This window comes from Kribbella polygonati, assembly GCF_050320105.1.
Lineage (GTDB): Bacteria > Actinomycetota > Actinomycetes > Propionibacteriales > Kribbellaceae > Kribbella.
In genome coordinates this window covers 6297466-6321524 of sequence record NZ_CP190129.1, presented here as the reverse complement: position 1 = coordinate 6321524, position 24059 = coordinate 6297466, and the positions used below count along the sequence as shown (strand labels likewise).

General features: G+C 69.1%; 20 protein-coding genes. 10 read left to right on the top strand and 10 right to left on the bottom strand.

Annotation, left to right across the window (positions count from 1 at the left end; all coding sequences use genetic code 11):
* Window positions 1–9 precede the first annotated feature (9 nt).
* From ACQHIV_RS29960 to ACQHIV_RS29935, 6 genes are all read right to left on the bottom strand, one after another.
* Window positions 10–1167, bottom strand: coding sequence for an acyl-CoA dehydrogenase family protein (locus tag ACQHIV_RS29960; RefSeq protein WP_427887204.1), 1158 nt, complete (start codon window positions 1165–1167; stop codon window positions 10–12).
* Window positions 1164–3122 (bottom strand): acetyl/propionyl/methylcrotonyl-CoA carboxylase subunit alpha, encoded by a 1959-nt coding sequence (locus ACQHIV_RS29955; RefSeq protein ID WP_427887203.1) that lies wholly within the window; start codon window positions 3120–3122, stop codon window positions 1164–1166. The genes ACQHIV_RS29960 and ACQHIV_RS29955 overlap by 4 nt, the downstream gene beginning before the upstream one ends.
* Before the next feature lie 5 nt (window positions 3123–3127).
* Window positions 3128–4681, bottom strand: a complete 1554-nt coding sequence (locus ACQHIV_RS29950) for an acyl-CoA carboxylase subunit beta (RefSeq protein WP_427887202.1) — start codon at window positions 4679–4681, stop codon at window positions 3128–3130.
* 400 nt (window positions 4682–5081) lie between these two features.
* Window positions 5082–6203, bottom strand: a complete 1122-nt coding sequence (locus ACQHIV_RS29945) for an acyl-CoA dehydrogenase family protein (RefSeq protein ID WP_427887201.1) — start codon at window positions 6201–6203, stop codon at window positions 5082–5084.
* Complete coding sequence (locus tag ACQHIV_RS29940) at window positions 6200–7909, bottom strand: acyclic terpene utilization AtuA family protein (protein ID WP_427887200.1); 1710 nt, start codon at window positions 7907–7909, stop codon at window positions 6200–6202. Before ACQHIV_RS29940 ends, ACQHIV_RS29945 begins: the two co-directional genes overlap by 4 nt.
* Window positions 7902–8690 carry a TIGR03084 family metal-binding protein gene (locus ACQHIV_RS29935; protein WP_427887199.1) on the bottom strand — a complete coding sequence of 263 codons (789 nt, stop codon included), beginning with the start codon at window positions 8688–8690 and terminating at the stop codon, window positions 7902–7904. The genes ACQHIV_RS29940 and ACQHIV_RS29935 overlap by 8 nt, the downstream gene beginning before the upstream one ends.
* A 148-nt stretch (window positions 8691–8838) precedes the next feature.
* Here ACQHIV_RS29935 and ACQHIV_RS29930 point away from each other — a divergent pair, with 148 nt between their 5' ends.
* Window positions 8839–9582 carry a GntR family transcriptional regulator gene (locus ACQHIV_RS29930; protein WP_427887198.1) on the top strand — a complete coding sequence of 248 codons (744 nt, stop codon included), beginning with the start codon at window positions 8839–8841 and terminating at the stop codon, window positions 9580–9582.
* On the opposite strand, the gene ACQHIV_RS29925 is transcribed toward ACQHIV_RS29930, so the two are convergent.
* Together ACQHIV_RS29925 and ACQHIV_RS29920 are read right to left on the bottom strand one after the other, a co-directional pair.
* Window positions 9579–10775, bottom strand: a complete 1197-nt coding sequence (locus ACQHIV_RS29925; RefSeq protein WP_427887197.1) for a YncE family protein — start codon at window positions 10773–10775, stop codon at window positions 9579–9581. The genes ACQHIV_RS29930 and ACQHIV_RS29925 overlap by 4 nt on opposite strands.
* Complete coding sequence (locus ACQHIV_RS29920) at window positions 10772–11548, bottom strand: polysaccharide deacetylase family protein (RefSeq protein WP_427887196.1); 777 nt, start codon at window positions 11546–11548, stop codon at window positions 10772–10774. The genes ACQHIV_RS29925 and ACQHIV_RS29920 overlap by 4 nt, the downstream gene beginning before the upstream one ends.
* Before the next feature lie 89 nt (window positions 11549–11637).
* Between ACQHIV_RS29920 and ACQHIV_RS29915 the strand changes: the two genes are divergently transcribed.
* Window positions 11638–12309 carry a hypothetical protein gene (locus ACQHIV_RS29915; RefSeq protein WP_427887195.1) on the top strand — a complete coding sequence of 224 codons (672 nt, stop codon included), beginning with the start codon at window positions 11638–11640 and terminating at the stop codon, window positions 12307–12309.
* Here ACQHIV_RS29915 and ACQHIV_RS29910 read toward each other — a convergent pair.
* Window positions 12229–13314: a glycoside hydrolase family 172 protein gene (locus ACQHIV_RS29910; RefSeq protein ID WP_427887194.1), complete on the bottom strand. Its 1086-nt coding sequence runs from the start codon at window positions 13312–13314 to the stop codon at window positions 12229–12231. The genes ACQHIV_RS29915 and ACQHIV_RS29910 overlap by 81 nt on opposite strands.
* A gap of 127 nt (window positions 13315–13441) precedes the next feature.
* Between ACQHIV_RS29910 and ACQHIV_RS29905 the strand changes: the two genes are divergently transcribed.
* The 8 genes from ACQHIV_RS29905 (at window position 13442) to ACQHIV_RS29870 (ending at window position 23209) form a co-directional block, all read left to right on the top strand.
* Window positions 13442–16363 carry a hypothetical protein gene (locus ACQHIV_RS29905; protein WP_427887193.1) on the top strand — a complete coding sequence of 974 codons (2922 nt, stop codon included), beginning with the start codon at window positions 13442–13444 and terminating at the stop codon, window positions 16361–16363.
* Entirely contained in the window at window positions 16360–17247 is an 888-nt protein-coding gene (locus ACQHIV_RS29900; protein ID WP_427887192.1) for an N-acetylglucosamine kinase, read from the top strand. The genes ACQHIV_RS29905 and ACQHIV_RS29900 overlap by 4 nt, the downstream gene beginning before the upstream one ends.
* Window positions 17244–17912 carry an N-acetylmannosamine-6-phosphate 2-epimerase gene (locus ACQHIV_RS29895; RefSeq protein WP_427887191.1) on the top strand — a complete coding sequence of 223 codons (669 nt, stop codon included), beginning with the start codon at window positions 17244–17246 and terminating at the stop codon, window positions 17910–17912. Before ACQHIV_RS29900 ends, ACQHIV_RS29895 begins: the two co-directional genes overlap by 4 nt.
* Before the next feature lie 90 nt (window positions 17913–18002).
* Window positions 18003–19370: an N-acetylglucosamine/diacetylchitobiose ABC transporter substrate-binding protein gene (ngcE, locus tag ACQHIV_RS29890; protein WP_427887190.1), complete on the top strand. Its 1368-nt coding sequence runs from the start codon at window positions 18003–18005 to the stop codon at window positions 19368–19370.
* Complete coding sequence (locus ACQHIV_RS29885) at window positions 19370–20260, top strand: carbohydrate ABC transporter permease (RefSeq protein WP_427887189.1); 891 nt, start codon at window positions 19370–19372, stop codon at window positions 20258–20260. Before ngcE ends, ACQHIV_RS29885 begins: the two co-directional genes overlap by 1 nt.
* Before the next feature lie 9 nt (window positions 20261–20269).
* On the top strand, window positions 20270–21166 hold the full coding sequence (locus ACQHIV_RS29880; protein WP_427887188.1) for a carbohydrate ABC transporter permease: 897 nt from the start codon (window positions 20270–20272) through the stop codon (window positions 21164–21166).
* Window positions 21163–22404, top strand: a complete 1242-nt coding sequence (locus ACQHIV_RS29875; protein ID WP_427887187.1) for a hypothetical protein — start codon at window positions 21163–21165, stop codon at window positions 22402–22404. Before ACQHIV_RS29880 ends, ACQHIV_RS29875 begins: the two co-directional genes overlap by 4 nt.
* A 376-nt stretch (window positions 22405–22780) precedes the next feature.
* On the top strand, window positions 22781–23209 hold the full coding sequence (locus tag ACQHIV_RS29870) for a hypothetical protein (protein ID WP_427887186.1): 429 nt from the start codon (window positions 22781–22783) through the stop codon (window positions 23207–23209).
* Between the two features lie 135 nt (window positions 23210–23344).
* Here ACQHIV_RS29870 and ACQHIV_RS29865 read toward each other — a convergent pair whose 3' ends face one another.
* On the bottom strand, window positions 23345–24016 hold the full coding sequence (locus tag ACQHIV_RS29865; RefSeq protein ID WP_427887185.1) for a hypothetical protein: 672 nt from the start codon (window positions 24014–24016) through the stop codon (window positions 23345–23347).
* Between the last annotated feature and the right edge of the window lie 43 nt (window positions 24017–24059).

The window sequence follows — 24059 nt, the reverse complement described above, 5'->3', positions numbered from 1 at the left end:
CCACTCCTCCTAGTACGACTTCGGCAACCCGAGGCTGTGTTGTGCGACGAAGTTCAGGATCATCTCCCGGCTCACCGGGGCGATCCGGGTCGCGCGGGCGGCGGCGACCAGGGAGGCGACGCCGTACTCGACCGTCATACCGTTCCCGCCGAGGGATTGCACGGCCTGGTCGGTGGCGCGGACGGCGACCTCGCCGGCGGCGTACTTCGCCATGTTCGCGGCCTCGCCGGCGCCCATGTCGTCGCCCGCGTCGTACAGGGCGGCCGCCTTCTGCATCATCAGCCGGGCCAGTTCGAGCTCGATCTTGATCTGCGCGAGCGGGTGCGCGAGTCCCTGGTGCGCGCCGATCGGGTGCTTCCACACCTGGCGTTCCTTGACGTACGCCGTCGCCTTGCCGAGCGCGTGCCGGGCGATCCCGAGCGCGAACGCGGACGCCATGATCCGCTCCGGGTTCAGGCCCGCGAACAGCTGCATCAGCGCCGCGTCCTCGGATCCGACCAGGGCCTCGCGCGGGAGCCGTACGTCGTCCAGGAACAACGCGTACTGCTTGTCCGGGCTGATCAGGTCCATCTCGATCTGCCGGAACTCCACGCCCGGCGCGTCGACCGGGACGATGAACAGCGCCGGCTTGAGCTTGCCGGTCCGTGCGTCCTCGGTGCGGCCGACGACCAGGACCGCCTTCGCGACGTCGAGGCCGGAGATGAAGACCTTGCGCCCGGACAGCGACCAGCCGTCGTCGGTACGGCGGGCGGTGGTGGTGATCTGGTGCGAGTTCGAGCCGGCGTCGGGTTCGGTGATCGCGAACGCCATGATCGTCGTACCGTCGGCGAGCCCCGGCAGCCAGCGCTGCTTCTGGTCGTCGGTGCCGAAGCGGGAGATCACCGTGCCGCAGATCGACGGCGAGACCACCATCATCAGCAACGGGCAGCCGGCCGCGCCGAGCTCCTCCAGCACGATCGACAGGTCGGCCATCCCGCCGCCTCCGCCGCCGTACCGTTCTGGGAGATTCACGCCGAGGAAGCCGAGCTTGCCGGCCTCCAGCCACAGCTCGGCGGTGCTCCCGCCGGAACGGGCCTGCCGGTTGAACCACTCGTAGCCGTACTTCTTGCCGAGCTCCGCGACGACCTTCCGCAGCTCCCGGCGCTCTTCCGATTCGACGAAACTCATGCGTCCTCTCCCACCACGGCCAGTACGGCGCCGACCTCGACCTGCTGTCCCGCCGTCACCTTCAGTTCACCGACCACGCCGTCCACGGGTGCGGCGATCAGATGCTCCATCTTCATCGCCTCCAACCACACCAACGGCTGCCCTTGCGTCACCACGTCACCCACCTGCACACCAACCCGGACCACGGTCCCCGGCATTGGCGCGACCAACGACCCCGCCGCCACCTGCTGCGCCGGATCGGTGAACCGCCCCACCGGGGTCAGCGTGACGCTGCCGAGCGCCGAGTCCACACAAACCAGCCCGGCCGACGCCGGCGTGCTCCCGCCGTACGTCGCCACCTCGAACACCCTGCGCACACCGTCCACCTCGAGCACGACCCGCTCACAGTCCTGCGAAATCAGCGCAACGTCGCCGTCGACGACCAGTCCGTCCCGCGTCGTCCGGTACTCGACCTCGACCACGTCATCGCCGCACCGATAGCTCTTCCGCTGGGGTTGCGACGGGAGGTTCCGCCACCCGCTCGGCACCCGCACCGGAGTACGCCGCCCCGCGGCATCCGCCAACGCCGCGGCGAGCGCCGACACCCGCACCACGTCCGCGTCCACCGGCGCGCCGACGCCGTACGTTTCGAAGAACGCCGTATCGGTCTCGCCCGCGAGGAACGCCGGATGGCGCAGGATCCACGCCAGCAGGTCGCGGTTGGTGCCGACCCCGTGGATCGCCGCGCGCTCCAGTACGCCGGCCAGCCGTCGCGCCACCGCCGTCCGCGAGGACCCGTGCGCGATCACCTTGGCCAGCATCGGGTCGTAGTACGGCGAAACCTCCGAACCCGACTCGACACCGGCATCGACACGAAGGGTTTGCGGAACATTTCCCGCACCAGGCGGCGAACTTGTTCCGCGAACCTCGAACCGCTGCAGGACACCGGTCTGCGGTTGCCAGTTGTTCAGCGGGTCCTCGGCGTACAGCCGGACCTCGATCGCGTGGCCGGACGCTTGCGGTGGTGCGGGCGGTAGGTGCTCGCCCGCCGCGACGGCAAACTGAAGTTCGACCAGATCCAGACCGGTCGTCTCCTCGGTCACCGGATGCTCCACCTGCAGGCGCGTGTTCATCTCGAGGAAGTAGAAGTTCCCGTTCTCGTCCGCCAGGAACTCGACCGTCCCGGCGCCGACGTACCCGATCGCCGCCGCCGCCTTCCGCGCCGCATCGAACAACGCGGGCCGCATCGACGGAATCCGCTCGACCAGCGGCGACGGCGCCTCCTCCACCACCTTCTGGTGCCGCCGCTGGATCGAGCACTCGCGCTCCCCGACGGCCCAGATCGTCCCGTGCTGATCCGCCATGACCTGCACTTCGACATGCCGCCCGCTCGCCAGATACCGCTCGCAGAACACCGTCCCGTCCCCGAACGCCGACAGCGCCTCCGCCGACGCCGCCTCGATCTCCCCGGCCAGGTCCTCCAGCCGCGACACCACCCGCATCCCGCGCCCACCACCACCGGTCGACGCCTTCACCAGCACCGGCAGGTCGGCGGCAGAAACCTCGGCCGGCGTGAGCTCGGCCAGCACCGGCACCCCGGCCGCCGCCATCAGCTTCTTCGCCTCGATCTTCGACCCCATCGACGAGATCGCGTCCACCGGCGGCCCGATCCACGTCAGCCCCGCGTCGATCACCGCCCGCGCGAACCCCGCGTTCTCCGACAGGAACCCGTACCCCGGATGTACGGCGTCCGCCCCGGCCCGCAGCGCCGCCGCCACGATCAGGTCGGCCCGCAGGTACGTCTCCGCCGGCGCGTTCCCCGGCAGGTGTACGCCGGCATCTGCCTCGTCGACGTACGGCATCCGCGCGTCAGCCGTCGAGTACACGGCCACCGTCGACAGTCCGAGCGCCCGGGCGGTCCGGAAGACGCGGCGGGCGATCTCGCCCCGATTGGCCACCAGCACAGCGGAAATCATCGGCGTCACATCCTGAACACGCCGAAGGACGACGTGCCTTCGACCGGGGCGGAATGGATGGCGGACAGGCAGATGCCGAGGACGGTGCGGGTGTCCCGCGGGTCGATCACGCCGTCGTCGTACAGCCGGCCGGACAGGAACATCGGCAGCGACTCCGCCTCGATCTGACCCTCGACGTATGCGCGCATCTGCTGGTCGCCGTCCTCGTCGTACGGCATGCCCTTCGCCTGCGCGGCCGCCCGCGCGACGATCGACAGGACGCCGGCGAGCTGCTGCGGGCCCATCACCGCGGACTTCGCCGACGGCCACGCGAAGAGGAAGCGCGGGTCGAACGCCCGCCCGCACATCCCGTAGTGGCCGGCGCCGTACGACGCGCCCATCAGGATCGAGATGTGCGGGACCTTGGAGTTCGAGACCGCGTTGATCATCTGCGCGCCGTGCTTGATGATCCCGCCCTGCTCGTACTCCTGCCCGACCATGTACCCGGTCGTGTTGTGCAGGAAGATCAGCGGCGTGTTCGCCCGGTTCGCGAGCTGGATGAACTGCGCCGCCTTCTGCGACTCCTCGCTGAACAGGACCCCGCGCGCGTTCGCGAGGATGCCGACCGGGTACCCGTGCACGGACGCCCACCCGGTCGCCAGCGACGCGCCGTACAGCGGCTTGAACTCGTCGAACACCGAGCCGTCCACCACCCGGGCGATCACGTCCCGCGGATCGAACGGGATCTTCAGGTCGCCCGGGACGATGTCCAGCAGGTCGTCGGCGTCGTGCAGCGGTTCGGCGTACGTCGTACTCGGCGCGGGGCCGGCCTTCCGCCAGTTCAGGCGGGACACGATCTGCCGGCCGAGCCGGATCGCGTCCTGCTCGTCGACCGCGAAGTAGTCTGCCAGCCCGGACTGCCGGGCGTGCATCGAGGCACCCCCGAGCGACTCGTCGTCGGCGTCCTCCCCGGTCGCCATCTTCACCAACGGCGGTCCCGCGAGGAACACCTTTGCGCCGCCGTCGACCATCACGACGTAGTCGCTCATGCCCGGGATGTACGCGCCGCCCGCGGTCGAGTTGCCGAACACCAGCGCGATCGTCGGGATGCCTTCCGCGGACAGCCGGGTCAGGTTCCGGAACATCGCGCCGCCCGGGATGAAGATCTCCTTCTGCGTCGGCAGATCCGCACCACCGGACTCGACCAGACTGATCACCGGCAGCCGGTTGGCCCGTGCGATCTCGTCCGAGCGCAACGCCTTCTTCAACGTCCAGGGGTTGCTGGCGCCACCCTTCACCGTCGGGTCGTTCGCCGTGATCAGGCACTCGACACCCTCGACCACCCCGATCCCAGTCACCAAGCTGGCCCCGACGGTGAAGTCGGACCCCCAGCCGGCGAGCGGCGAAAGCTCGAGAAAGTACGAGTCCGGATCAAGCAACAGTTCGATCCGCTCCCGCGCCAGCAACTTCCCCCGCTGGTGATGCCGCTCGACATACTTCGCCCCACCCCCAGCCAGCGCCTTCTCGTGCTCGGTGTCGAGCGCAGCAAGCTTCTCCAACATCACTTCCCGGTTGCTCATGCGCCCGCTCCCCGTCGCCCCGCACCCGCAGACGGAAAGAAGCACCCTGCGGGTGCAGGTGCGGGTGGTTTGGTGTGCAGCGCGTGGGCGGATGGTGTGGCGTGCAGGGTGAGTGCCGGGGCGAGTGCGGGTGCGGCGGTGGGTGGTTTGGTGTGCAGCGCGGGGGCGGGTGCGGACGGTGTTGTGTGCACGGCGAGTGGGGGTCGTGCGGGGTGCGGCGGGGCGGGTGCAGATGGTGTGGTGTGCAGTGCGGGGGCGAGCGTGCGTGCGGGGGCGGGTACGGGGGCGAATGCGCGTGCGAGTTCGGGTGGTTTGGTGCGCAGCGTGAGCACGGGTGCGAGGGTGGGTGCGGATGGTGTGGTTCGCACCGCGGGTGGTGTGGGGGTGGGGTGGGGGATGCTCATGTGGTGTACCCCAGTCGTTTGGAGGCGAGGGTGGTGAGGATTTCGGTGGTGCCGCCGCCGATGGCGAGGATTTTCTGGTCGCGGTACTGGCGTTCGACCTCGATGTCTCGCATGTAGCCGAGGCCGCCGTGGAGTTGGAGGGCCTGGTCGCAGACCCATTGGCCGGCCTCGACGGCGGTGTTCTTCGCGAAGCAGGTTTCGGCGATCACGTCCTCGCCCGCGGCCGCCCGCCGCGCGACCTCGTGCACGTAGACCCGCGCAACGGAGATCCGCCGAGCCATCTCGGTCAACGTGTGTTGCACCGTCTGCCGCGAGATCAACGGCCGGCCGAACGTCTCCCGGTCGCGACACCAGGCGACCGTGAGATCGAGCGCCCGCTGCGCCCCCGCATACGCCTGCACCGCCAACGTCAATCGCTCAGCCACGAAGTTCACCGCGAGCTGCACAAAACCGGATCCCTGGGCCCCCACCAGATTCCCGACCGGCACGCGAACATCCGTGAACGACAGCTCAGCCGTGTCCGAGCACAACCACCCCATCTTCTCCAGCTTCCGCGACACCTCGAAACCAGCCGCACCCTTCTCGATCACCAGCAAGCTGATCCCGTGCGGTCCCGGGCCATCAGTACGGACCGCAGTAGTGACAAAGTCCGCCCGGCATCCGGAGGTGATGAACGTCTTGGAACCGTTCACCACAAACACATCACCTTCGCGCCGTGCCGTCGTACGAAGCGACGCCACATCGGACCCACCACCAGGCTCCGTGATCGCCAGCGCCCCGATCAGCTCACCGTCCAAGGTCGGACGAACCCACCGCTCGATGTGCTGTTCGTTGCCCCCAGCAATGATGTGGGGAAGTGCGATCCCGCAGGTGAGGAGGGAGGCGACCAGACCGCCGGAGCCGCCCGTGTAGTGCATCTCCTCGACGACCGCGATCGCGTCCAGGAGGGAACCGCCGCCACCGCCGACAGCCTCCGGGAACCCGACGCCGAGCAACCCCAAAGCGCCGGCCTTCTTGTGCAGCTCCCGCGGCAGCTCGCCGGAACGCTCCCACTGGTCCAACGAAGGCAGCACCTCCGCCGCCATGAACCGCCGTACCGACTCCCGGAAGTCGTTCACAGCAGCACCTCCGGTACGTCGACGTACCGCGACCGCAGCCACTCCGCGACCGCCTTCGCCTGCGGGTCGAACCGGGCCTGCGCCGCCACCCCCTCGCCGAGCAACCCCTCGACGACGAAGTTCACCGCCCACAAGTTCGGCAGCAAGTACCGCGTCACCGTCAGCGCCCGCGTCTCCGGCAGCAACTCCTGGAACAGCGGCACCGTGAGCGTATGGGCGAGCCACCGCCAAGCCTTCTCGTCCCGTACCCAGACCCCGACGTTCGCGTCGCCGCCCTTGTCCCCCGACCGCGCCCCGGCGATCCGGCCGAGCGGCACCTCGCGGGTCCGCGGCGGTCCGCTCGACAGTTGCAGCAACGGCATCGGCTCCTCGATGCCGTCGACCGGCGCGAGCGGTAGCGTCTCGGCCGCCGGTGCGACGACCTTCCGGGTCCCGTCCGGCAGTACGACGACGTGCTCGACGTCGTGGATGTCGACGTACCCGGCCCGGAACACGCCGTACGGCGAACCCTCACCGGGCGGCGCGGTCACGTGGAACCCGGGGTAGCTCGCCAGCGCCAGCTCCACGGCCGCGCTGCTGAACGCGCGCCCGACGACCTTCGGGTCCGGGTCCTTCACCGCGCAGCGGAGGAAGACGCTCGCCTCCTCCTCGGTGTCGGCGTTCGGTTTCTCGGTCCAGGCGAGCGACCACTTCAGCTCGGCCGGGCGCTTCGGGAGGGCCTGCTCCAGTTGTTTCTGGACGAGCTCCGCCTTCTGCTCCAGCTGCAGTCCGGTGAGGACGAAGTCGACCTCGTTGCGGAAGCCGCCGACGCTGTTCAGTGACACCTTGTACGTCGGTGGCGGGGCCTCGCCGCGGACGCCGGAGATCCGGACCCGGTCGGGACCGTCCGCGGTCAGCTCGATCGTGTCGAGCCGGGTGGTGACGTCCGGACCGGCGTACCGGGCGCCGGTGATCTCGTACAGCAGTTGCGCCTTGACCGTGTCGATCGTGACCGCGCCGCCGGTGCCGTCGTGCTTGGTGATCACGCTGCTGCCGTCCGCGTGGATCTCCGCGATCGGGAAGCCGGGCCGCCCGAAGTCGCGGATCTCGGTGAAGAACGCGTAGTTCCCGCCGGTCGCCTGGCAGCCGCACTCGATCACGTGCCCCGCCGCGACCGCGCCGGCGAGTTCGTCGTACTGCGTCCGCTGCCACCCGTGGTGCGCCGCCGCCGGCCCGACGATCACCGAGGCGTCGGTCACCCGCCCCGTCACCACGACATCAGCACCGGCTTGGATCGCCTCAGCAATCCCCCATGCCCCAAGGTAAGCGTTAGCCGTCAGCGGCTGACCTAACCCCAACTCCACAGTCCTAGGCAGGAGATCGTCGCCTTCGACGTACGCAACGTTCGGATGCAACCCCAACCGGTCAGCCAGTCCGGAGATCGCCGCCGCCAGCCCTGCGGGGTTCAAGCCACCCGCATTACTGACAATGCGAACACCCCGATCGAGCGCCTCCCCCAACCCGTGCTCCAGCTGCTTGAGGAACGTCTTCGCGTACCCCAGCCCCGGATCCTTCAGCCGATCCCGCCCGAGAATCAGCATCGTCAGCTCAGCCAGATAGTCACCCGTGAGTACGTCCAACGGCCCGCCAGTCAGCATCTCCTGCACGGCTGTGAACCGATCCCCGTAGAACCCAGAGGCATTCCCGACCCGCAGCGGCTCAGTCATGGTGCCCCGCCTCGCGGCCCTTCCCGGGCAACCCGGCGAACGCCTGGATGATCCCCAGCCACTCCTCGGCGTCGGCCCCCGCGGCTCGTACCGACAGGTCGGCGCGATTCCGCCGCTGCGTGGCCAGCAAACAGAAGTCGAGCGCCGGTCCGACCACCCGCTGCGCGGCGTCCTCGGGACCGAACGCCCACACCTCACCATCGGGCCCGGTCAGCTCCACCCGGAACGCCTCCGCGGGTGGCTGACGGTTGTTCAGCAGGTAAGCGAAGTCCCGAGTCCGCACCGCCAGATGCGCGACATGCCGCAGCCGGTTGCTCGGCTGCCGCCGTACGCCGAGGGCGTCGAACACGTCCTGCCCGTGCGCCCATGTCTCCATCAACCGCGCCGTCGCCATCGACGTCGGACTCATCGGCGGCCCGTACCAGAGCACCTTCGCCCCGTCCGGCACCTTCCGCAACGCCTCCACGACCGCGGCCCGCGTCTCCCGCCAGTACGTCAGCAGCTGGTCGGGCGGCAGCGCGGCAGTCTCCGCGGCCCCGTCGTCGACGTACGTCGCCGGACTCGCCGCCGCGACCTGCAACGACGCCTTGAAACCCTCCGGATCGGTGGCGGCCAGCCGCGCGGCCTCGTCGGTCCAGGCGAGATGCCCGATCTGGTGCGCGATCGTCCACCCCGGCGCGGGCGTCGGAGTAGACCACTTGTCCGCCGCCAGCCCGCCGACCAGCCGATCCAGTTCAGCACTCTCGACCGACAGATCGGCCAGTACCTCGTCCACTCGCACGCCGCACTCCCTCGCCGGGGATCGATGCAGCCGAGCCTCCCACTCCGGGGAAAAAGAATCAAGCATGCTTGTTTTTCGCTCCGGGTGGTCTGTTCAACGGAGGTCTAAAGGCTTTCGGGGGTGGTCCGGGCGGTGCTACTCAGGTGAGATGCATGGTTCGCTGCCGGGGAAGGCCGCCGAGATCCGGGCGTTGCTGCTGAGTCTGATCGACACGCTGCCGGAAGGTGCCGCGCTGCCGCCCGAGCGCGAGCTCGCCGCCCGCTGGAACGTCGCCCGGATGACGCTCCGGCGGGCCGTCGACGAGCTGGTGATCGAGGAGCTGCTGGTACGCCGGCACGGCAGCGGCACGTACACGACCCGGCCGAAGGTGGCGCGCTGGCTCGGGATGATCGGGTTCTCCGAGGACATCCGGCGGCGCGGGATGCGGCCGGGCAGCACGATGCTGGAGTTCCGGCACCAGAAGGCCGAGCGGGCCGCGGCGCGGCGGCTGCGGATCCCGGTCGGCGACCCGATCATCGCCTTCACCCGGCTGCGGCTGGCCGACGACCACCCGATGGTGGTGGAGCGCACCACGCTGCCGGCGGCGTACGTCCCGGGGCTGCGCGCCGAGGACCTGAACGGCTCGCTGTACGACCTGCTGACCACCCGCTACGGCATCGACGTGGTGAGCGGGACCTCCCGGCTCGAGCCGATGATGCCGGACGCGAAGACGGCCGGCTGGCTGGACATCCCGACCACCCAGCCGTGCCTCGCCCTGCACGGCATCAGCTTCGACAGCCGCGACCGCGTCTTCGAGTACACGTCGGCCGTGTACCGCGGCGACCGCTACGCCTTCACGACCGAACTCCGCACGTCGACCCCAGGCCCCCGCGCCAACGCCCGAGGCCTCTAGCGGAACACTCCCGTATGCCCGAGCGAGTACCGCCCAGGCTGTGGATAAACCGCCAGGCCGTGCGGTCCCTTGCCGACGCGGATCTTCGCCAGCAGCTTGCCGTCGCTCAACCGGATCGCGTAGACCACCGAGTTGTACCGGCCGGACACCCAGAACACCAGGCCGTCCGGCGACAACCCGCCCATGTCGGGGCTGCCACCGCCGGTGATCTTGATCTTCCGCACCACCTTGCGGGTCCGGAAGTCGAGCAGCGAGATCGACCCCTCGCCGCGGTTCGTGATGAGCAGGTACCGCGAGTTCCGGGTGACGTAGAGCCCGTGCGCGCCCTTGCCGGTCGGGATGAACGCCTTGATCGCGACCGGCGGTCGTGCGTTCAGGACCCAGATCCCGTTGCTGACCATGTCCGCGACGAAGTAGAACCGCCCGTTCGGCGACAGCTTCACGTCCTGGGGCATCGGCATGCCCATCCGCCGGCGCATGGGCAGGTGCACCACCTGCGTCACCTTCTCCGCGGCCGTGTCGACCACGAGCAGGTCGGCGGAGAACTCGCAGGACACCAGGAACGACGTACCGTCCGCGGTGAAGTCCGCGTGGTTCACCCCGGCGCACGGGACGGGCACCGTCTTCTGTACCGCCATCGTGTGCGGATCGCGGAAGACCAGTTGCTTGTCGTTCGACGCCATCACGACCGCGTGCTTGCCGTCCGGCGTGAAGTACAGGTTGTACGGGTCGTGGACGGCGACAGCCTTCCCCGGTATGCCGGTCAGCGGGTTGATCGGGGTCAGGCTGTTGCCGAGGTCGTTGTTCACCCACAGCGTCTTCAGATCCCACGACGGTACGACGTGCTGCGGCTCGCGACCGGTCCGGAACGTACGGATCACCTTGTACGTGCGCGGATCGATCTCGGTCACGGTGTTGCTGCCGCTGTTCGGTACGTAGATGCGCTCCGGGAACCGGCGTACGGAGGCGGCGAACATGCCCGGACGGTCGGCGGCCCAGACGTCGGTGGGCGACAGCGGCCGCGGCATCCCGGGGAGCAGGGTGTTCTTCGCGGCCGGCGTGACGTGCGGACCCTGCGTCGGAACCAGCGTCGACGAGGGCGCCGGCGTGGTCGAGATGTCGGTGTGGTTGTTGCCGGAACAACCACCGGCGGCCAGCAGCAGAACCATGCTCAGGGCAACGGCACGTTTCATCGCAGCAGTTCGCTCAAGGTGACCGGGGTGAGGTGCTTGGCATGTAGGCCGGAGAGGATCTGCGGCAGCGCGCTGAGCGTCACCGGGTGGCCGAGGTGCAGGCTGACGATCGAACCCGGGCGCGCGCCGTCCAGGACCGCCTTCACGACGGTCGCGGCAGGCGGATCCTCCCAGTCGAGGCCGTCGACGTCGTACGACACACAGGCAGCGTAGCCGGACGCGGCCGCCGCCGAGCGGATCAGCGGCGTGGTCTGCTGGGTTCCCGAGGCGCGGAACCAGCGCCCTTGCGACTTCGCCGTACGGCGTAACACCGCCGCGCAGTCGTGGACCTCGCGGTGGGCGTCGGCCGCGGCGAGCTTGCGCATCGGCTTGTGGTGCATCGTGTGGTTCCCGAGGTCGTGCCCGCCCTGGAGGACCCGGGTCGCCATCTCCGGATGCGCGACCAGCCACGTGCCGACCGCGAGCACGCTGACCTTGGCGCCGGCGTGTTCGACGAGGTCGAGCAGTTTGGTGCCGAGTGCCGGATCACCGTTGCCGTGGAACGTCAGCGCCACCCGCGGCATCGTCCGCGGGCCGTGCCCGATCTCGACGGCCTCGGTCGGCGGCACGGGCTTCGGCCGCTGCTTCGGCTTCGTCGTTGTGACGGGCGGGGGCGAAGCGGACGATTGCGCCGAGGCTGGAGGGGCCTTGGTCTGCTCGGTGCTCGAGCAGTCCGCCAACGCGCCCGTGCCTAGTGCCAGCAGTGCCGATCGCAGGACTGTACGGCGCTCCATACCCGCGAACGTACGTACGCGATCCTGAGTGGACCCTGAGCCGTCAGTGTGATTGCGGAGCGAGTGCCGATCGTCACTAAGGTGCTGCGGTGGACCTCGCGCGCCCGATCAGCACCGTCGTACCGTCACTCGACGGGCCGGTGCTGCTCGTGCTGGCCGCCGCCGAGGAAGGCCTGTCGGGTCGTCAGATCCACAAACTCGCCGGTACTGGCAGCGTCGCCGGCGTACGGCTCGTCCTCCAGCGCCTGGCCGCGACCGGCCTGGTCCACGGCGACGACTTCGGCAACTCGCTGCTGTACCGCCTCAACCGCAAACACCTGCTCGCCCCGATCGTCGAGCAACTCGCGAACCTCCGCGGCACGCTGACCACCCATCTCGCCGCCGAGCTCACCAGCTGGCACCTCCCACCGGTCCACGCCAGCCTGTACGGCGCCATCGCCCGCGCCGACGGCGACCTGGACAGCGACGTCGACCTGCTCCTCATCCGCCCCGACCACCTCGCCGCCGACGACGCCCTCTGGACCGCCCAGGTCAGCCACCTCATGCAGACGGTCGTCGACCTCACCGGCAACGCCGCCCACGTCTTCGAACTGAGCCGCGCCGAACTGTCCGCCCACCTCACCAACACCCCCATCCTCAACGACTGGACCCACCCCAACCTCCACCTCACCGGTGTCCCGCTAGACCACCTCGAGGTGGTCCTTGGTGGGGAGGGTGGGGAACGGGGCGTGGGGTTCGGTTTGGTACCAGTACGAGGTTGAGGCCAGGTCGTCCTGGAGTTGGAGGAAGCGGCCGTCGCGGCGCCAGCCGAGGGCCTGGACGGTGATGCGGAGGTCTTCGGTGAAGCGGATCGTGTCCTGGATGTGCCAGCGGTAGAGACCGAAGCGTTGCTGGTTGTCGAAGAAGCCGTCCGGCTCGATCACCTGCGGCATCCCGAGGTACGGCGTCGTGAACGTCGCGTACTGCCCGGCCGGGTGCTCGAACCCCCACGCGCCGCCGAAGTAGTCCTCCGTCCCGGTGCCGCAGATCGTCGGGTACTCGTCGTCGCCGTCGAGGTAGAACTTGAACTCGCCCTCGCCCCACCACCCGGTGTTGTTGCAGCCCCACGCGAGGTACGTGCCGACGTACTGCCCCTGGCCGCGGACGCCGTCGAGCAGCGTGTGCACCTCGCCGTACGGGACCGGGTTCGAGCGGCGGAACTGGGCGTGGAAGTACGCCATGTCCGCCGGGACCTCGGTACGGACGAAGTCGACCTGGTAGAAGAAGCCCTCGATCTCGGTCTCCAGCAGGTTCTCGATCGTGATCCGGGCGCCGGCCCGGAACGGCATCTGCCAGTAGCTGTTGAACCCGCCCTTCGGGTTCACCGCGATCGGCACCGAGCTGACCTGGCAGTGCCGGCCCCAGCCGTTGCAGAAGAAGTCGCCGAGCGGCACCTCGACCGACGGCGTCTCCTCGCCGTCCCAGTACATCCGCAGAACCAGCGAACGCCATGTCTTCGAGTCGACGGTGATCCAGAGGTGCGTGATCGCGCCCGCGCCGTCGATCTCCGCGAGCGTCGTGGTCGACTCCGGTGCGAGGTTGATGCAGGGCTGCATCTTCCAGCCCGGGCCGAGATCGCGCGCCTGCCGGGACAGCACGCCCTCGGTCGCCCGTGCGCCGCCGGCCTTGGCGCCGTCCGGGTTCTCCGCGCTGATCGAGTAGGACCGCGCGGACGACAGCCGCGCCAGATTGCCGAGATGTACGTCGAGACCGTTGAAGTCACCCATACCCGACGACCCTAGGGCGCCGCCCGCCGCGCCACACCTGGTCGCATGAGACCGCCCTGTCCGGTTCCGGGCGAGTGGTCTACCCAAGGTGCTTTACCGGCCGCGCTTCGTCGGCAACAGTGAACCGGTGTCTGCTTCGTCTGTCGCGCTGATCGGTCCACCCGGCCCGGCGACCGCGTTCGCCACCGCAGGTCTCGCGTTCGTCCGGTACGACGAGCTGCCCGCAGACCTCGCTGCGTACCGGGCGGTGGTCGTCCTCGCGGGGGATTACCCGGAACCGGCGCGGCTCGACACGACGGCGCTCGCGGAGTACGTGCGCGGGGGCGGGACGGCGTACGTCGAGTTCGCGGTCGACGACGGCTTCCTGCCGAGCGGGCCAGTGCGGGACGCGCACATCGAACGCATCTTCACCCGGGACGCGCTGACCGGGATCGAACCGCTCAGCATCCTCGACGAACACCTCTCCCGCGCCCAGGAAGTGGTTCCCGTGGAAGGCTCCACCGAGCTGCTCACCTACGGCTCGGTCGCCGGCACCCACAAGGCCGTCTTCGGTCCACCCGAGCACACCTTCCCCGCTCTCCTCGGCATCCCCGTCGGCGACGGCCGCCTCCTCTACGCGACCACAGCCCTGAGCCACCACATCCAAGGTCGCTACAAGCCGGTACGCCGCTGGCACCGCCTCCTCCAGCTGATCTCTGCCGAAATCACCGGCACCGAGGCACCACCCGACCTCGAACTCTTCACCGAACCCCACGTCTGGATCGCAACAGGCGAACCCACGAAGCTCGTCGTGCGCACCACCATCCAACCCCCACCCGTCACCCACCAGGACCGCCAGCTCGAGCTGACCGAGGTCGCACCCGGTCGATACGAGTCCAGGCCACTAGTGCTCCCCGACGGCGTACACACCTTCGCCGTCGGCAACCAAACGACGTCCATCACCGTCGGCCCGCGCCCCGAGCGGTACCGCCGGATGGTCGACCGCGGGATCGCCTGGTTCGACCGGGCCGGCATGTTCTACGACGCCCCCGACGGCTCCAAGGGCGTCGCCGAAGGGTTCTCCAACGAGATCGGCTTCGACGGCAAACTCCCGTTCCGCCCCGTACCCCGCGGCGACTGCTACACCCAGACCGCCCACGCCTTCCGGATGTACGCCGACCTGACCGCCGACCCCCGCGGCCACACCATCGCCAAGAACCTGATGCGCCATGTCGTCGAGGAAGAGCAACTCACCGACCGCAACAACCTGTACGGCGCCTTCGAACCGCGCGGCGCCCGCACCGACCTCACCGCCACCAACAACCTGTTCGCCGACGACGGCGGCTGGATCTCGCTCTTCGCGCTGATCTCCGGCGACCTCGAGGCCGGCCTCCGCGGCGTCGAGTCCCTGATCCGCACCGCCAACACCGAGCTCGGCCTGCAGGTCGATCCCTGGCGGACACCGTCGACGCTGATGGTGAAGGGCTGGGACGAGTTCGGCCGCAGCCCGATCGAGGACGGCCTCGACCTCACGTCGCACTGGCAGAGCTCGGCGTTGTGCGCGTACCTCTACGCGTACGGCGTCACCGGCGAACCGTCGTACCTGGAGATCGCCGAACGCGGGCTCGACCACATGGCATCCCACCACCCGCGCGCCCGCCTCGAAACCAGCCGCACCTGCGAGGCCGGACGCTTCCTCCTCCCGCTCGCCGGCGGGTACTTCTACACCCGCAAACCGCTGTACCTGCAGACGATGCTCGACCTCGCCGAGTACCTGAAGAGCCGCCAGGGCCCGGACGGCGGGTTCGCCGAGTGGGACGGCAAGTGCCCGCCGAGCAACGAGGCGTACGGCGTCGACGAGGCGTCGATCTTCCAGGCGAACGGCGACCCGGTCACCGACCAGCTGTACGGCACCCCGTTCGCCGCGTGGGCGTTGCCGATCGTGCACCAGATCACCGGCGAACCGGTCTTCGAGGAGCTCGCGCACGGCGTCCTCGACTACCTGAGCCGGATCCAGATCGACGACCCGGACGACGACCAGCTCCACGGCACCTGGCAGCGCGCGTTCGACTTCGACGCCTGGGAGTACTTCGGCTCGAACGCCGACATCGGCTGGGGCCCCTACTGCGTCGAAACCGGCTGGTCGGTCGCCCCAAGCCTGATCGCCGCCATGCAATACCTCGAACCCACCCCCTTCTTCCCACCCGCTCCACCCTCTGCACCCGCTGCACCCGCTGCGCCCGGTGCACCCGCTGCGCCCGGTGCACCCGCTGCGCCCGCTGCGCCCGGTGCACCCGCTCCGGCCGCTCCGGCCGAGCAGCCTGCGCGTCCCGTGGCGTCCGTGGCGTCCTCGCCGCCCGTGCCGTCCGTGGCGTCCGTGGCGTCCGTGCCGTCCTCGCCGCCCGCGCCATCCGTGCCTGCCGTGCCTGCCACGCCTGCCGGGCAGGCCGCGTCCGCCCCGGCTGACGGGGCGTCGGCGGCCGGCTTCGCCGGCGTGGTCGCCTCGGTGCGGGCCGAGTTCGACTCGATCCAGCGTGGCGAGCCCGCCGTTCCCTCCTTTCACCGTGGTGCGGACGGACGGATCGTCCGGGTCCAGGGCGGGGTGCGGGCGATCCTCGGAGACCTACGGACCGCGGGCGAACCGGCGTCGGCACGCAACGAGCCGGCGAACTCGTACGAGATCTACGTCCGCGGCGCCGACAACCACCTGCACCACACCTACCTCGACGACCGCGTCGGCCAGGGCCGCTGGCAGCAGCTCGGCGACCTCGAACTCGCCGACGACCCGGTGGTCGCCTTCAACCCCGGCGCGGACGCGATCGAGGTCTACGTCCTGGGCGCCGACCGCCGCATCCACCACTGCTCGATGATCGACGTCCGCGGCGGCCACACCCCGTGGGAACCTGTCGGTACGCTGCACTTCACCGGCTCCCCGGCCGTGATGTACGACGAGACCCTCGGCTCGGTCCGCCTGGTCGCGAACGACACCGCCGGCCAGGACCGCCGCACCCGCAAAGTGAACCGCTGGCACCTTCCCTGGCAAGACTATTCGCACTGGATCACCGCATGACGCAGATCGCCATCGACGGCGGGCAGTCCGCCCTCCGCCTCCGTGTCCTCCCGTCCGGCCGGACCGGCACGGGCCCCGGCTACACCCACGGGCCGGATGCGATGCCCAAGCTGCTCGACGCGGTCCGCGTAGCCGCGGCTGAGGCTCGGCTGAGCGGGCCGGTCGAGGTTGTCGCGCTCGGGCTCACCGGTTATCCACAGGCGCCGGGTGCCGCCGAGCAGTTGGCGGCGGATGTCGCCGGGCTGCTGGACGCGGGCGAAGTACGGCTGACGCAGGACATGGTCACCGCGCACGCCGGCGCGCTCCCGGACGGGTACGGCGTAGTGGTTGCCGCCGGCACCGGATTGGTCTGTCTCGCGGTCGACCGGGACGGGACGTGGCGGAAGCTCGACGGGCACGGGTACCTGTTCGGCGACGCGGGCAGTGCGTTCGCGATCGGCCGCGCCGGGCTGGTCGCCGTACAGCGGGCCCGGGACGGGCGCGGGCCCGCGACGAAGCTGGCCGACACGTCGCTCGACCCGGTGACGCTCTACCGCTCGTCGACGCTGGTCGACGACGTCGCACGGTTCGCTCCCGAAGTACTGCGGTGTGCCGGCGAAGGCGATCCGGTCGCGCACGAGCTCGTCGTACGCGCCGCCGCCGACATCGCCGAGACCATCTCCGCCGCGGTCGCCCAGCTCGCCGGCGAAGGCCCCGTGCCGGTCGCCTGCGTCGGCGGCCTCTTCGCCGGCGCCGGCGAACAACTCCTGACCCCGGTCCGCGCGGCCCTCCCGGTGCGGGCGGAGCTCACCCCGGCGGCCGGCAACTCGCTCGACGGCGCCGTACGCCTCGCCACCGGGCCCGCCGGGACGTACGCCGACCTGATTGTGACGCACCGTCGATGAGGACCCTTGCCCCCGGCACCCTTGTGGTGTCCTGCCAGGCAGGTCCGGAGAACCCGTTGTACGGGCCGGCCGGGATGGCGCTGATGGCCCAGGCGGCCGAGGCCGGCGGCGCGGGCGCGATCCGGGCGAACGGGCCGCACGACGTCGCGGCGATCCGCGCGGTCACCGACCTGCCGATCATCGGCATCCACAAGCTCGGCGACCCGGCGGGCGTCTTCATCACCCCGACGTACGACGCCGCGGTCGGGATCGTGGCCGCGGGCGCCGACCTGATCGCGCTCGACGCGACCCTGCGACCGCGCCCGGACGGGCGGTCGGTGGCGCAGCAGATCGCCCGTATCCACGCGGAGCTCGGCGTACCGGTGATGGCCGACGTGGACACCCTCGACGCCGGTCTGGCGGCCCGGGACGCGGGCGCCGACGTGGTCGCGACGACGCTGTCCGGCTATACCAATGGCCGCCCGCCGACCGGACCTGACGTCGAACTGGTCCGGCGGCTCGCGACCGAACTCGACTGCCCGATCGTTGCCGAGGGCCGCATCCGGACCCCGGAGGACGTCCGCAGGGTGTGTGCCGCGGGCGCGTACGCCGTCGTGGTCGGGCATGCGATCACCAACCCGATGGATCTGACCGCACGCCTGGTCGGTGCCATCCCGACCAACTAGAGTGGTCTAGACGAGGTTGCGCGCCGGTCTTCCGGACCGGTGTCCGCCCGGCGTATCCATGACCCAGTCAACGCCCTGAGAGGACTGGTCATGATCGAGGTCGACCGCCGTACCCTCCTCCGTGCCGCTCTGGCCGGATCCGCCGTCGCCACGCTCGCGTCCTGCGCGAAGCCCGTCGCCGACAAGACCGCCGCCGCGTCGGGGAGCGCGGTGGACGGCAGCAAGCCGCTGGAGTTCTTCAACTTCGACGGCGGCTACGGCAAGGAATGGACCACGATGCCGCTGGATCTCTACCGCAAGGAGTTCCCGAAGGCGCAGGTCAAGCTGACCAGTGGGCAGCAGCTCCAGCAGCAGCTGCAGCCGCGCTTCATCCAGGGCGACCCGCCGGACCTGATCGAGAACGTCGGCCTGGACGGCGCCACGCTGGCGGCGCAGAAGCAGGTCATGGACATCGGCCCGCTGCTCGACATGGACGCGTACGACGAGCCCGGCAAGAAGGTCCGCGACACGCTTCTCCCCGGTGTCGCCGAGGCCGGCCGGTACGACGGCGTGAAGTACGAGATGCCGTACGTCTTCGGCGTCGGCGGGATCTGGTACAGCAAGCCGATGATGGACAAGCACGGCTGGGAGTACCCGAAGCACTGGGACGAGATGCTCGCGCTCTGCGCGGAGATCAAGAAGACGACCGACATCGCGCCGTGGACGTACCAGGGCAAGTTCCCCGGGTACCTCACCAACCCGATGCTGATGACCGCGTACAAGGCGGCCGGTCCCGACCTGAAGAAGAAGGTCGACAACCTGGAGCCGAACGCGTGGCGCGACCCGGCGCTGATCGCCGCCGCCGAGGGCTACCAGGAGCTGGCCGCGAAGGGGTACCTGCTGGAGGGTTCGCAGGCGCTCACGCACACCCAGTCGCAGACGTACTGGGCGCAGGGCAAGGCGGTCTTCATCCCGTGCGGCGGCTGGCTGGAGAACGAGCTCGGCGACATCGCGCCGAAGGACCTCGGGATGACGATGGTCCCGGTGCCGGGCATGTCGTCCGCGGACAAGGCGCCGTTCGAGACCGTCACCGGCGGGCCGGGCGGTGCGCTGATCGTGCCGTCCAAGGCGAAGAACCCGCAGGGCGGGCTGGAGCTGCTGCGGATCATCCTGTCCAAGCAGTGCATGACGAACTTCACGAAGGTGACCAAGTCGCTGACCGTGGTGAAGGGCGCCAGCGACGGCGTCGAGCTGTCCTCGGCGAACAAGTCGATGCAGGCGGTGATCACCGCGGCCGGCACCAACATGTTCGCCGACTGGCAGTGGCGCCTCTGGTACAAGAAGCTGCTCGACAACTCTGACAAGGCGATGGCGGCGCTGATGAACCGCGAGCTGACACCGGACGGGTGGAGCAAGCAGATGCAGAAGTACGCCGACGACACCGCGAAGGACCCGTCGATCAAGAAGTTCCACGTCTGATGCACCACGGGAAGTACCGCTTCGTCGTCAGCCTCCTGGTGGTTCCGCTGGCGGTCTACGCGGTGTTCGTGATCTCGCCGTACGTGCAGGCGTTCCCGATCGCGTTCACCAACTGGGAGGGGCTGTCGGCGAGCTACCAGTACATCGGGTTCGGGAACTTCGTCACGCTGTTCCACGACTCGGTGTTCTGGGTGGCGTTGCGGCACAACCTGTTCCTGCTGGTGTCGCTGCCGATCATCATCGTCACCTTGTCGCTGTTCTTCTCGGCCGCGCTCAACTACCGCGGCGGCGTACCGGGTTCGCGGATCTACAAGGTCGTGTACTTCTTCCCCGGCGTCCTGTCGATCGCGATCGTCGGCGTGCTGTGGCAGTTCGTCTTCGAGCCGCGGAACGGGCTGCTGAACGGGTTCCTGCGCGCGATCGGGCTGGACGGTCTGACCCGCCTCTGGCTCGGTGACGGCCGTACGGCGCTGGGCTCGATCATGGCCGTGGTGGTGTGGGGCGGCGTCGGGTTCTACGTCGTACTGTTCACGGCCGCGATGGCGGCGATCCCCCGCGAGCTGTACGAGGCGGCGCTGCTCGACGGAGCCGGCGCGGTGCAATCCTTCTTCCGGGTGACGTTGCCGCTGATCTGGAACACGGTGCAGACCGCGCTCGCGTTCCAGGTGATCGGGGCGCTGGACATGTTCGCGCTGGTGAAGATCCTGTCCGTCGGGCCGGGCGGTCCGGACGACGCCACCCAGGTGATCTCGCTGTACATGTACACGAACGCGTTCTCGTACGGGAAGTTCGGCTACGCGTCCGCGATCGGAGTCACGTTGTTTCTGATCAACATGATCCTGACCCTGCTCACGTTCCGGCTGACCCGCCGCGAGCGGGTCGAGTACTGAGGGGGCACGATGGCTCTTCTGACGTCTCCGTCGCCGACGGTTGCGCCCGACATACCGCCTGCTGCTGCTCGGTCGCGGGCCGGCTCACGAGTACTCGGCGGGGTGTCGCAGGGGTTCCTGCTGGTGTGGGGCGCCATGGTCGTGTTCCCGTTGCTGTGGGCGGTGCTCAGCTCGTTCAAGTCCGACCAGGACATCTTCACCAGCCCGTGGAGCATGCCGTCGCGCTGGCGGTGGGACAACTTCTCGCGCGCGTGGAACGAGTCGCACATCGGCGCGTACTTCTTCAACAGCGTCGTCGTCGTGTGCTGCGGCGTCGTACTGACGTTGCTGCTGTCGTCAGCGGTCGCTTACGTTTTGGCGCGGTTCGAGTTCCCGGGGTCGCGGGTGCTGTACTACGTGTTCGTCGCGGGGATGGTGTTCCCGGGGTTCCTGGCGTTGGTGCCGCTGTTCTTCGTCGTACAGAACCTGGGGCTGCTGAACACGTACCTGGGGTTGATCCTGGTGTACGCCGCGCACGGGATGTCGTTCTCCGTGTTCTTCCTGACGGCTTTCTTCAAGACCCAGTCGAAGGAGCTTGCCGAGGCGGGACTTGTGGACGGGTGTTCTCATTGGGGTGTGCTCTTTCGCATCATGTTGCCGCTCGCCCGGCCCGGCCTGGTCAGTATCGGCATCTTCCAGTTCCTCGGGATGTGGAACGAGTACCTGCTGCCGCTGGTGCTGAACACCGACGAGAGCCGCTACCTGGTGACCCAGGGGCTGGCGAACATCGCGGTCACCCAGGGCTATCACAGCGACTTCTCAGGATTGTTCGCCGGACTGACCATCTCGATAATTCCGGTCCTGGCCGTATATCTTGGATTCCATCGACAGATCAGCGCCGGAATGACCGCGGGAGCCCTCAAGTGACCGAACTCCTCCTGGCAGCGAAGTCCCTGGACGTCACCCCGCCACCCGGTCACCGCCTCGACGGGTACGCCGCCCGCGCGGGCGTCGCCACCGGTACGGCGGACCCGTTGAACGCGAGCCTGATCTGGCTGTCGAGCACCGACGACCCGGGCGTCCTGTGGCTGACGCTGGACGCGATCGCCGTCGGCTGCGAACTCGTCTCCGAACTCGCCTCGGCGGCCGCTGAGGCAGCCGGCATCCCGCCGTCGCACGTCGTCGTGTCCGCGTCCCACACCCACTCGGGCCCGTCCGGCTGGACCGGCGAGATCCACCCGGTGATCCCGGCCGCCCGCGAACGCGACCTCGTCGACGCGCTGCTCGACGCCGTCAGGTCGGTCCGGCTCGAACGGCAGCCGGTGACCGCGTCGTGGCGATCCGTCGAGGTCGTCGGCGTCGGCACCAACCGGCACCGCCGCAACGGCCCGCACGACAACACCGCCGGCATCCTCGCGCTGCACTCGCGGTCCGGGTCCCTCGAAGCGGTGCTGCTCGACTTCGCCTGCCACCCCACGACGTACGGCCCCGAGAACATGAAGTACTCCGCCGACTGGCCCGGCGCCGCCCGCGCCGAACTCGCCCCCGCCGTCGTCGGCTTCCTCCAAGGCGCCGCCGGCGACGTCAGCCCCCGCTTCACCCGCCAGGGCCGCGGCGCCGCCGAAGTCACCCGCCTCGGCGCCCTCCTCGCCGGCCGCGTCCGCGAAGCCCTCGCCCACCCCGGCCTGGAACTCCCCCAGTCGCCGCCGGCCATCCGCCGTACGACGCTCACCCTGCCGGTCCGCACCATCCCACCGGCCGCCGAAGCCGAAAAGGTTGTCTCCGCCGCCGCCATCCACCTCAACGGCACCGACGACCCCTCCGGCCGCATCTCCCAAACCCGCCTCGACGGCGCCCGCGGCCAGGCCCTGATGGCCGCCGCCGCCCTCCCCCCGGCCTTCGACCTCCCGATCAGCGCCGTCACCATGGGCGACGTCTGCTGGATCAACCTCCCGGTAGAACTCTTCGCCGTCCACGGCGCCTGCCTCCAGTCCGACAGCACCCACCCCATCACCCGAGTAGTCGGCTACACCGACGGCTACTACGGCTACGTAGTAGACCCCTCCGCCGCCGAAGCCGGCACCTACGAAGCCCTCATCACCTTCTTCGACCAACCCACCACCAACCACCTCCTCACCCAAACCGCCAACTTCGTCAACAGCTGAGGAAATCCCCCCGCGTGCTACGCGGGCGCTCCGGTCGCTCCGCTCCCTCCCGCACCCACTACGCGCGCTACCCACCCACCCCCGGCTAGCGCCGGTAGCCCCTTCCGGCTACCGCCGGGCTCCTGCGGGCTAGCGCCCGCGACCGACCGCCCCGTACTACCGGCTCCACGCATCAGCAAACGCCGAGGCCCCACCGGCCGCACATACGCCTCGCCCAGCGGAAATTCTGTTGCCAAATGCAACGATAACGAACAGTCGTGAGTCGCCGATCGGAGGAACGATGAAGCTTCCGCCGTTGATTCTGACGGGTGGGCCCGCGGTCGGGAAAAGTGTCACGGGTCAAGCTCTCGCCGAAGGGCGCGCGAGGTGTGCGTTCGTGGATGTGGATGACGTGCGGCAGTTTGTTGTGTCGGGTGCCGCGGCGCCGTGGGACGGCGAAGAAGGGGGCAGGCAGCAACGACTCGGTGTGATGAACGCCTGCGGCATCGCGCGAAACCTTCTGGCTGCGAACATCGAAGTGGTCATCGCCGATGTGCTGACGCCCGAGACCTCCGAGCTGTACAGGCGAGAACTACCCGAATGCCTGATCGTGCACCTCGTGGTCGGCCTACCCGAAGCGCTGCGGCGCGCGAGGTCACGCCAGATGTGGCTCACCGACGCCGAGTTCCGACTGCTCCACGAGGCGGACGCGGCGAACCCGCCGTACGCCGACCATCACATCCAGGTAGACACCCTCGACCTGCCGAACCAGATAGTCGCGGTTGCCCGCATTTGGGGCGAACCCCGCGCTGCAACCGGCGGATAGATCTCGGGGTCTCGGTGGACAGTGTCTGAAGGCACTAGTAGTCTTCAGGGAGCAAAGACTTCGGCTTCTTGTCCTTGTGATTCGTGAGCCAGGTTGGCCCTCGGTGTAGCTACGGCAGCCGGGGGTTTGCTGTTTTCACCGCAACTGCACAACGTGAGTGAGGTCCTCGATGATCTCGAACAACTCGTTGCGGCGGAAGACGGCCTTCTGGCGGTAGGCGCTGCAGACCAGGTCAGGCAGCCAGAGCAGGTGCTCGGTGCCTGGAGAGACCGCGAGGAACGGCGCCGTCCCGGCGATCGCGCCGGATGCGATGAGTTGAGCACGGACCGCGCGGTCGGAGTTGTTGATCCGGGCAATCCGGTGTTCTTCGATGACGGCGAGTTCGACCGGTGGATGGCTGCCGTGTTCGGCGGTATGCAGCGCCGTAAGAAGCCGGGCAAGAACCTGCCTGCGGGCGTCGGTACCGTCGGTGTCGGCCGGCTCAACGGCGACCTTGTCCACGATCACACAGGTCTCGTCCGGAACGCGAAAGGTCCGCAGGAGTTCGCGCGTCTGTTCGCGGCCATCCGCGCTCCGCAGTTGGTCGGTCGTGTGCCACCACCCTGATGGCACCAGTGAGTCCAGTTCGTTTCTGAGTGGGTCGCGATCGTGCTCGAGTACGACCACGGCAGCCATCACGTAGAAGCGGCGATGGCTGCCGCGCTCGACGTGGTAAGTCTCGTCCAGATAGGCAACAGGACCCGTGCCGACGCGTTCGTAATGAAGCTTCAAGACGTGGTGCTGCCCTGGACCGGCGGGCGGAGTCATCTCGTGATCTTCGGGGAATCGCACGGGGTGTGCAAACTGACCG

What these genes read in the sequence shown, in the direction of transcription:
- ACQHIV_RS29955 (WP_427887203.1), bottom strand. Translation starts at nt 3,122, where the DNA reads ATGATTTCCGCTGTGCTGGTGGCCAATCGGGGCGAGATCGCCCGCCGC.
- ACQHIV_RS29910 (WP_427887194.1), bottom strand. Translation starts at nt 13,314, where the DNA reads ATGGGTGACTTCAACGGTCTCGACGTACATCTCGGCAATCTGGCGCGG.
- ACQHIV_RS29920 (WP_427887196.1), bottom strand. Translation starts at nt 11,548, where the DNA reads ATGGAGCGCCGTACAGTCCTGCGATCGGCACTGCTGGCACTAGGCACG.
- ACQHIV_RS29925 (WP_427887197.1), bottom strand. Translation starts at nt 10,775, where the DNA reads ATGAAACGTGCCGTTGCCCTGAGCATGGTTCTGCTGCTGGCCGCCGGT.
- ACQHIV_RS29865 (WP_427887185.1), bottom strand. Translation starts at nt 24,016, where the DNA reads ATGACTCCGCCCGCCGGTCCAGGGCAGCACCACGTCTTGAAGCTTCAT.
- ACQHIV_RS29930 (WP_427887198.1), top strand. Translation starts at nt 8,839, where the DNA reads ATGCATGGTTCGCTGCCGGGGAAGGCCGCCGAGATCCGGGCGTTGCTG.
- ACQHIV_RS29960 (WP_427887204.1), bottom strand. Translation starts at nt 1,167, where the DNA reads ATGAGTTTCGTCGAATCGGAAGAGCGCCGGGAGCTGCGGAAGGTCGTC.
- ACQHIV_RS29900 (WP_427887192.1), top strand. Translation starts at nt 16,360, where the DNA reads ATGACGCAGATCGCCATCGACGGCGGGCAGTCCGCCCTCCGCCTCCGT.
- ACQHIV_RS29880 (WP_427887188.1), top strand. Translation starts at nt 20,270, where the DNA reads ATGGCTCTTCTGACGTCTCCGTCGCCGACGGTTGCGCCCGACATACCG.
- ACQHIV_RS29885 (WP_427887189.1), top strand. Translation starts at nt 19,370, where the DNA reads ATGCACCACGGGAAGTACCGCTTCGTCGTCAGCCTCCTGGTGGTTCCG.
- ACQHIV_RS29940 (WP_427887200.1), bottom strand. Translation starts at nt 7,909, where the DNA reads ATGACTGAGCCGCTGCGGGTCGGGAATGCCTCTGGGTTCTACGGGGAT.
- ACQHIV_RS29895 (WP_427887191.1), top strand. Translation starts at nt 17,244, where the DNA reads ATGAGGACCCTTGCCCCCGGCACCCTTGTGGTGTCCTGCCAGGCAGGT.
- ACQHIV_RS29950 (WP_427887202.1), bottom strand. Translation starts at nt 4,681, where the DNA reads ATGAGCAACCGGGAAGTGATGTTGGAGAAGCTTGCTGCGCTCGACACC.
- ngcE (WP_427887190.1), top strand. Translation starts at nt 18,003, where the DNA reads ATGATCGAGGTCGACCGCCGTACCCTCCTCCGTGCCGCTCTGGCCGGA.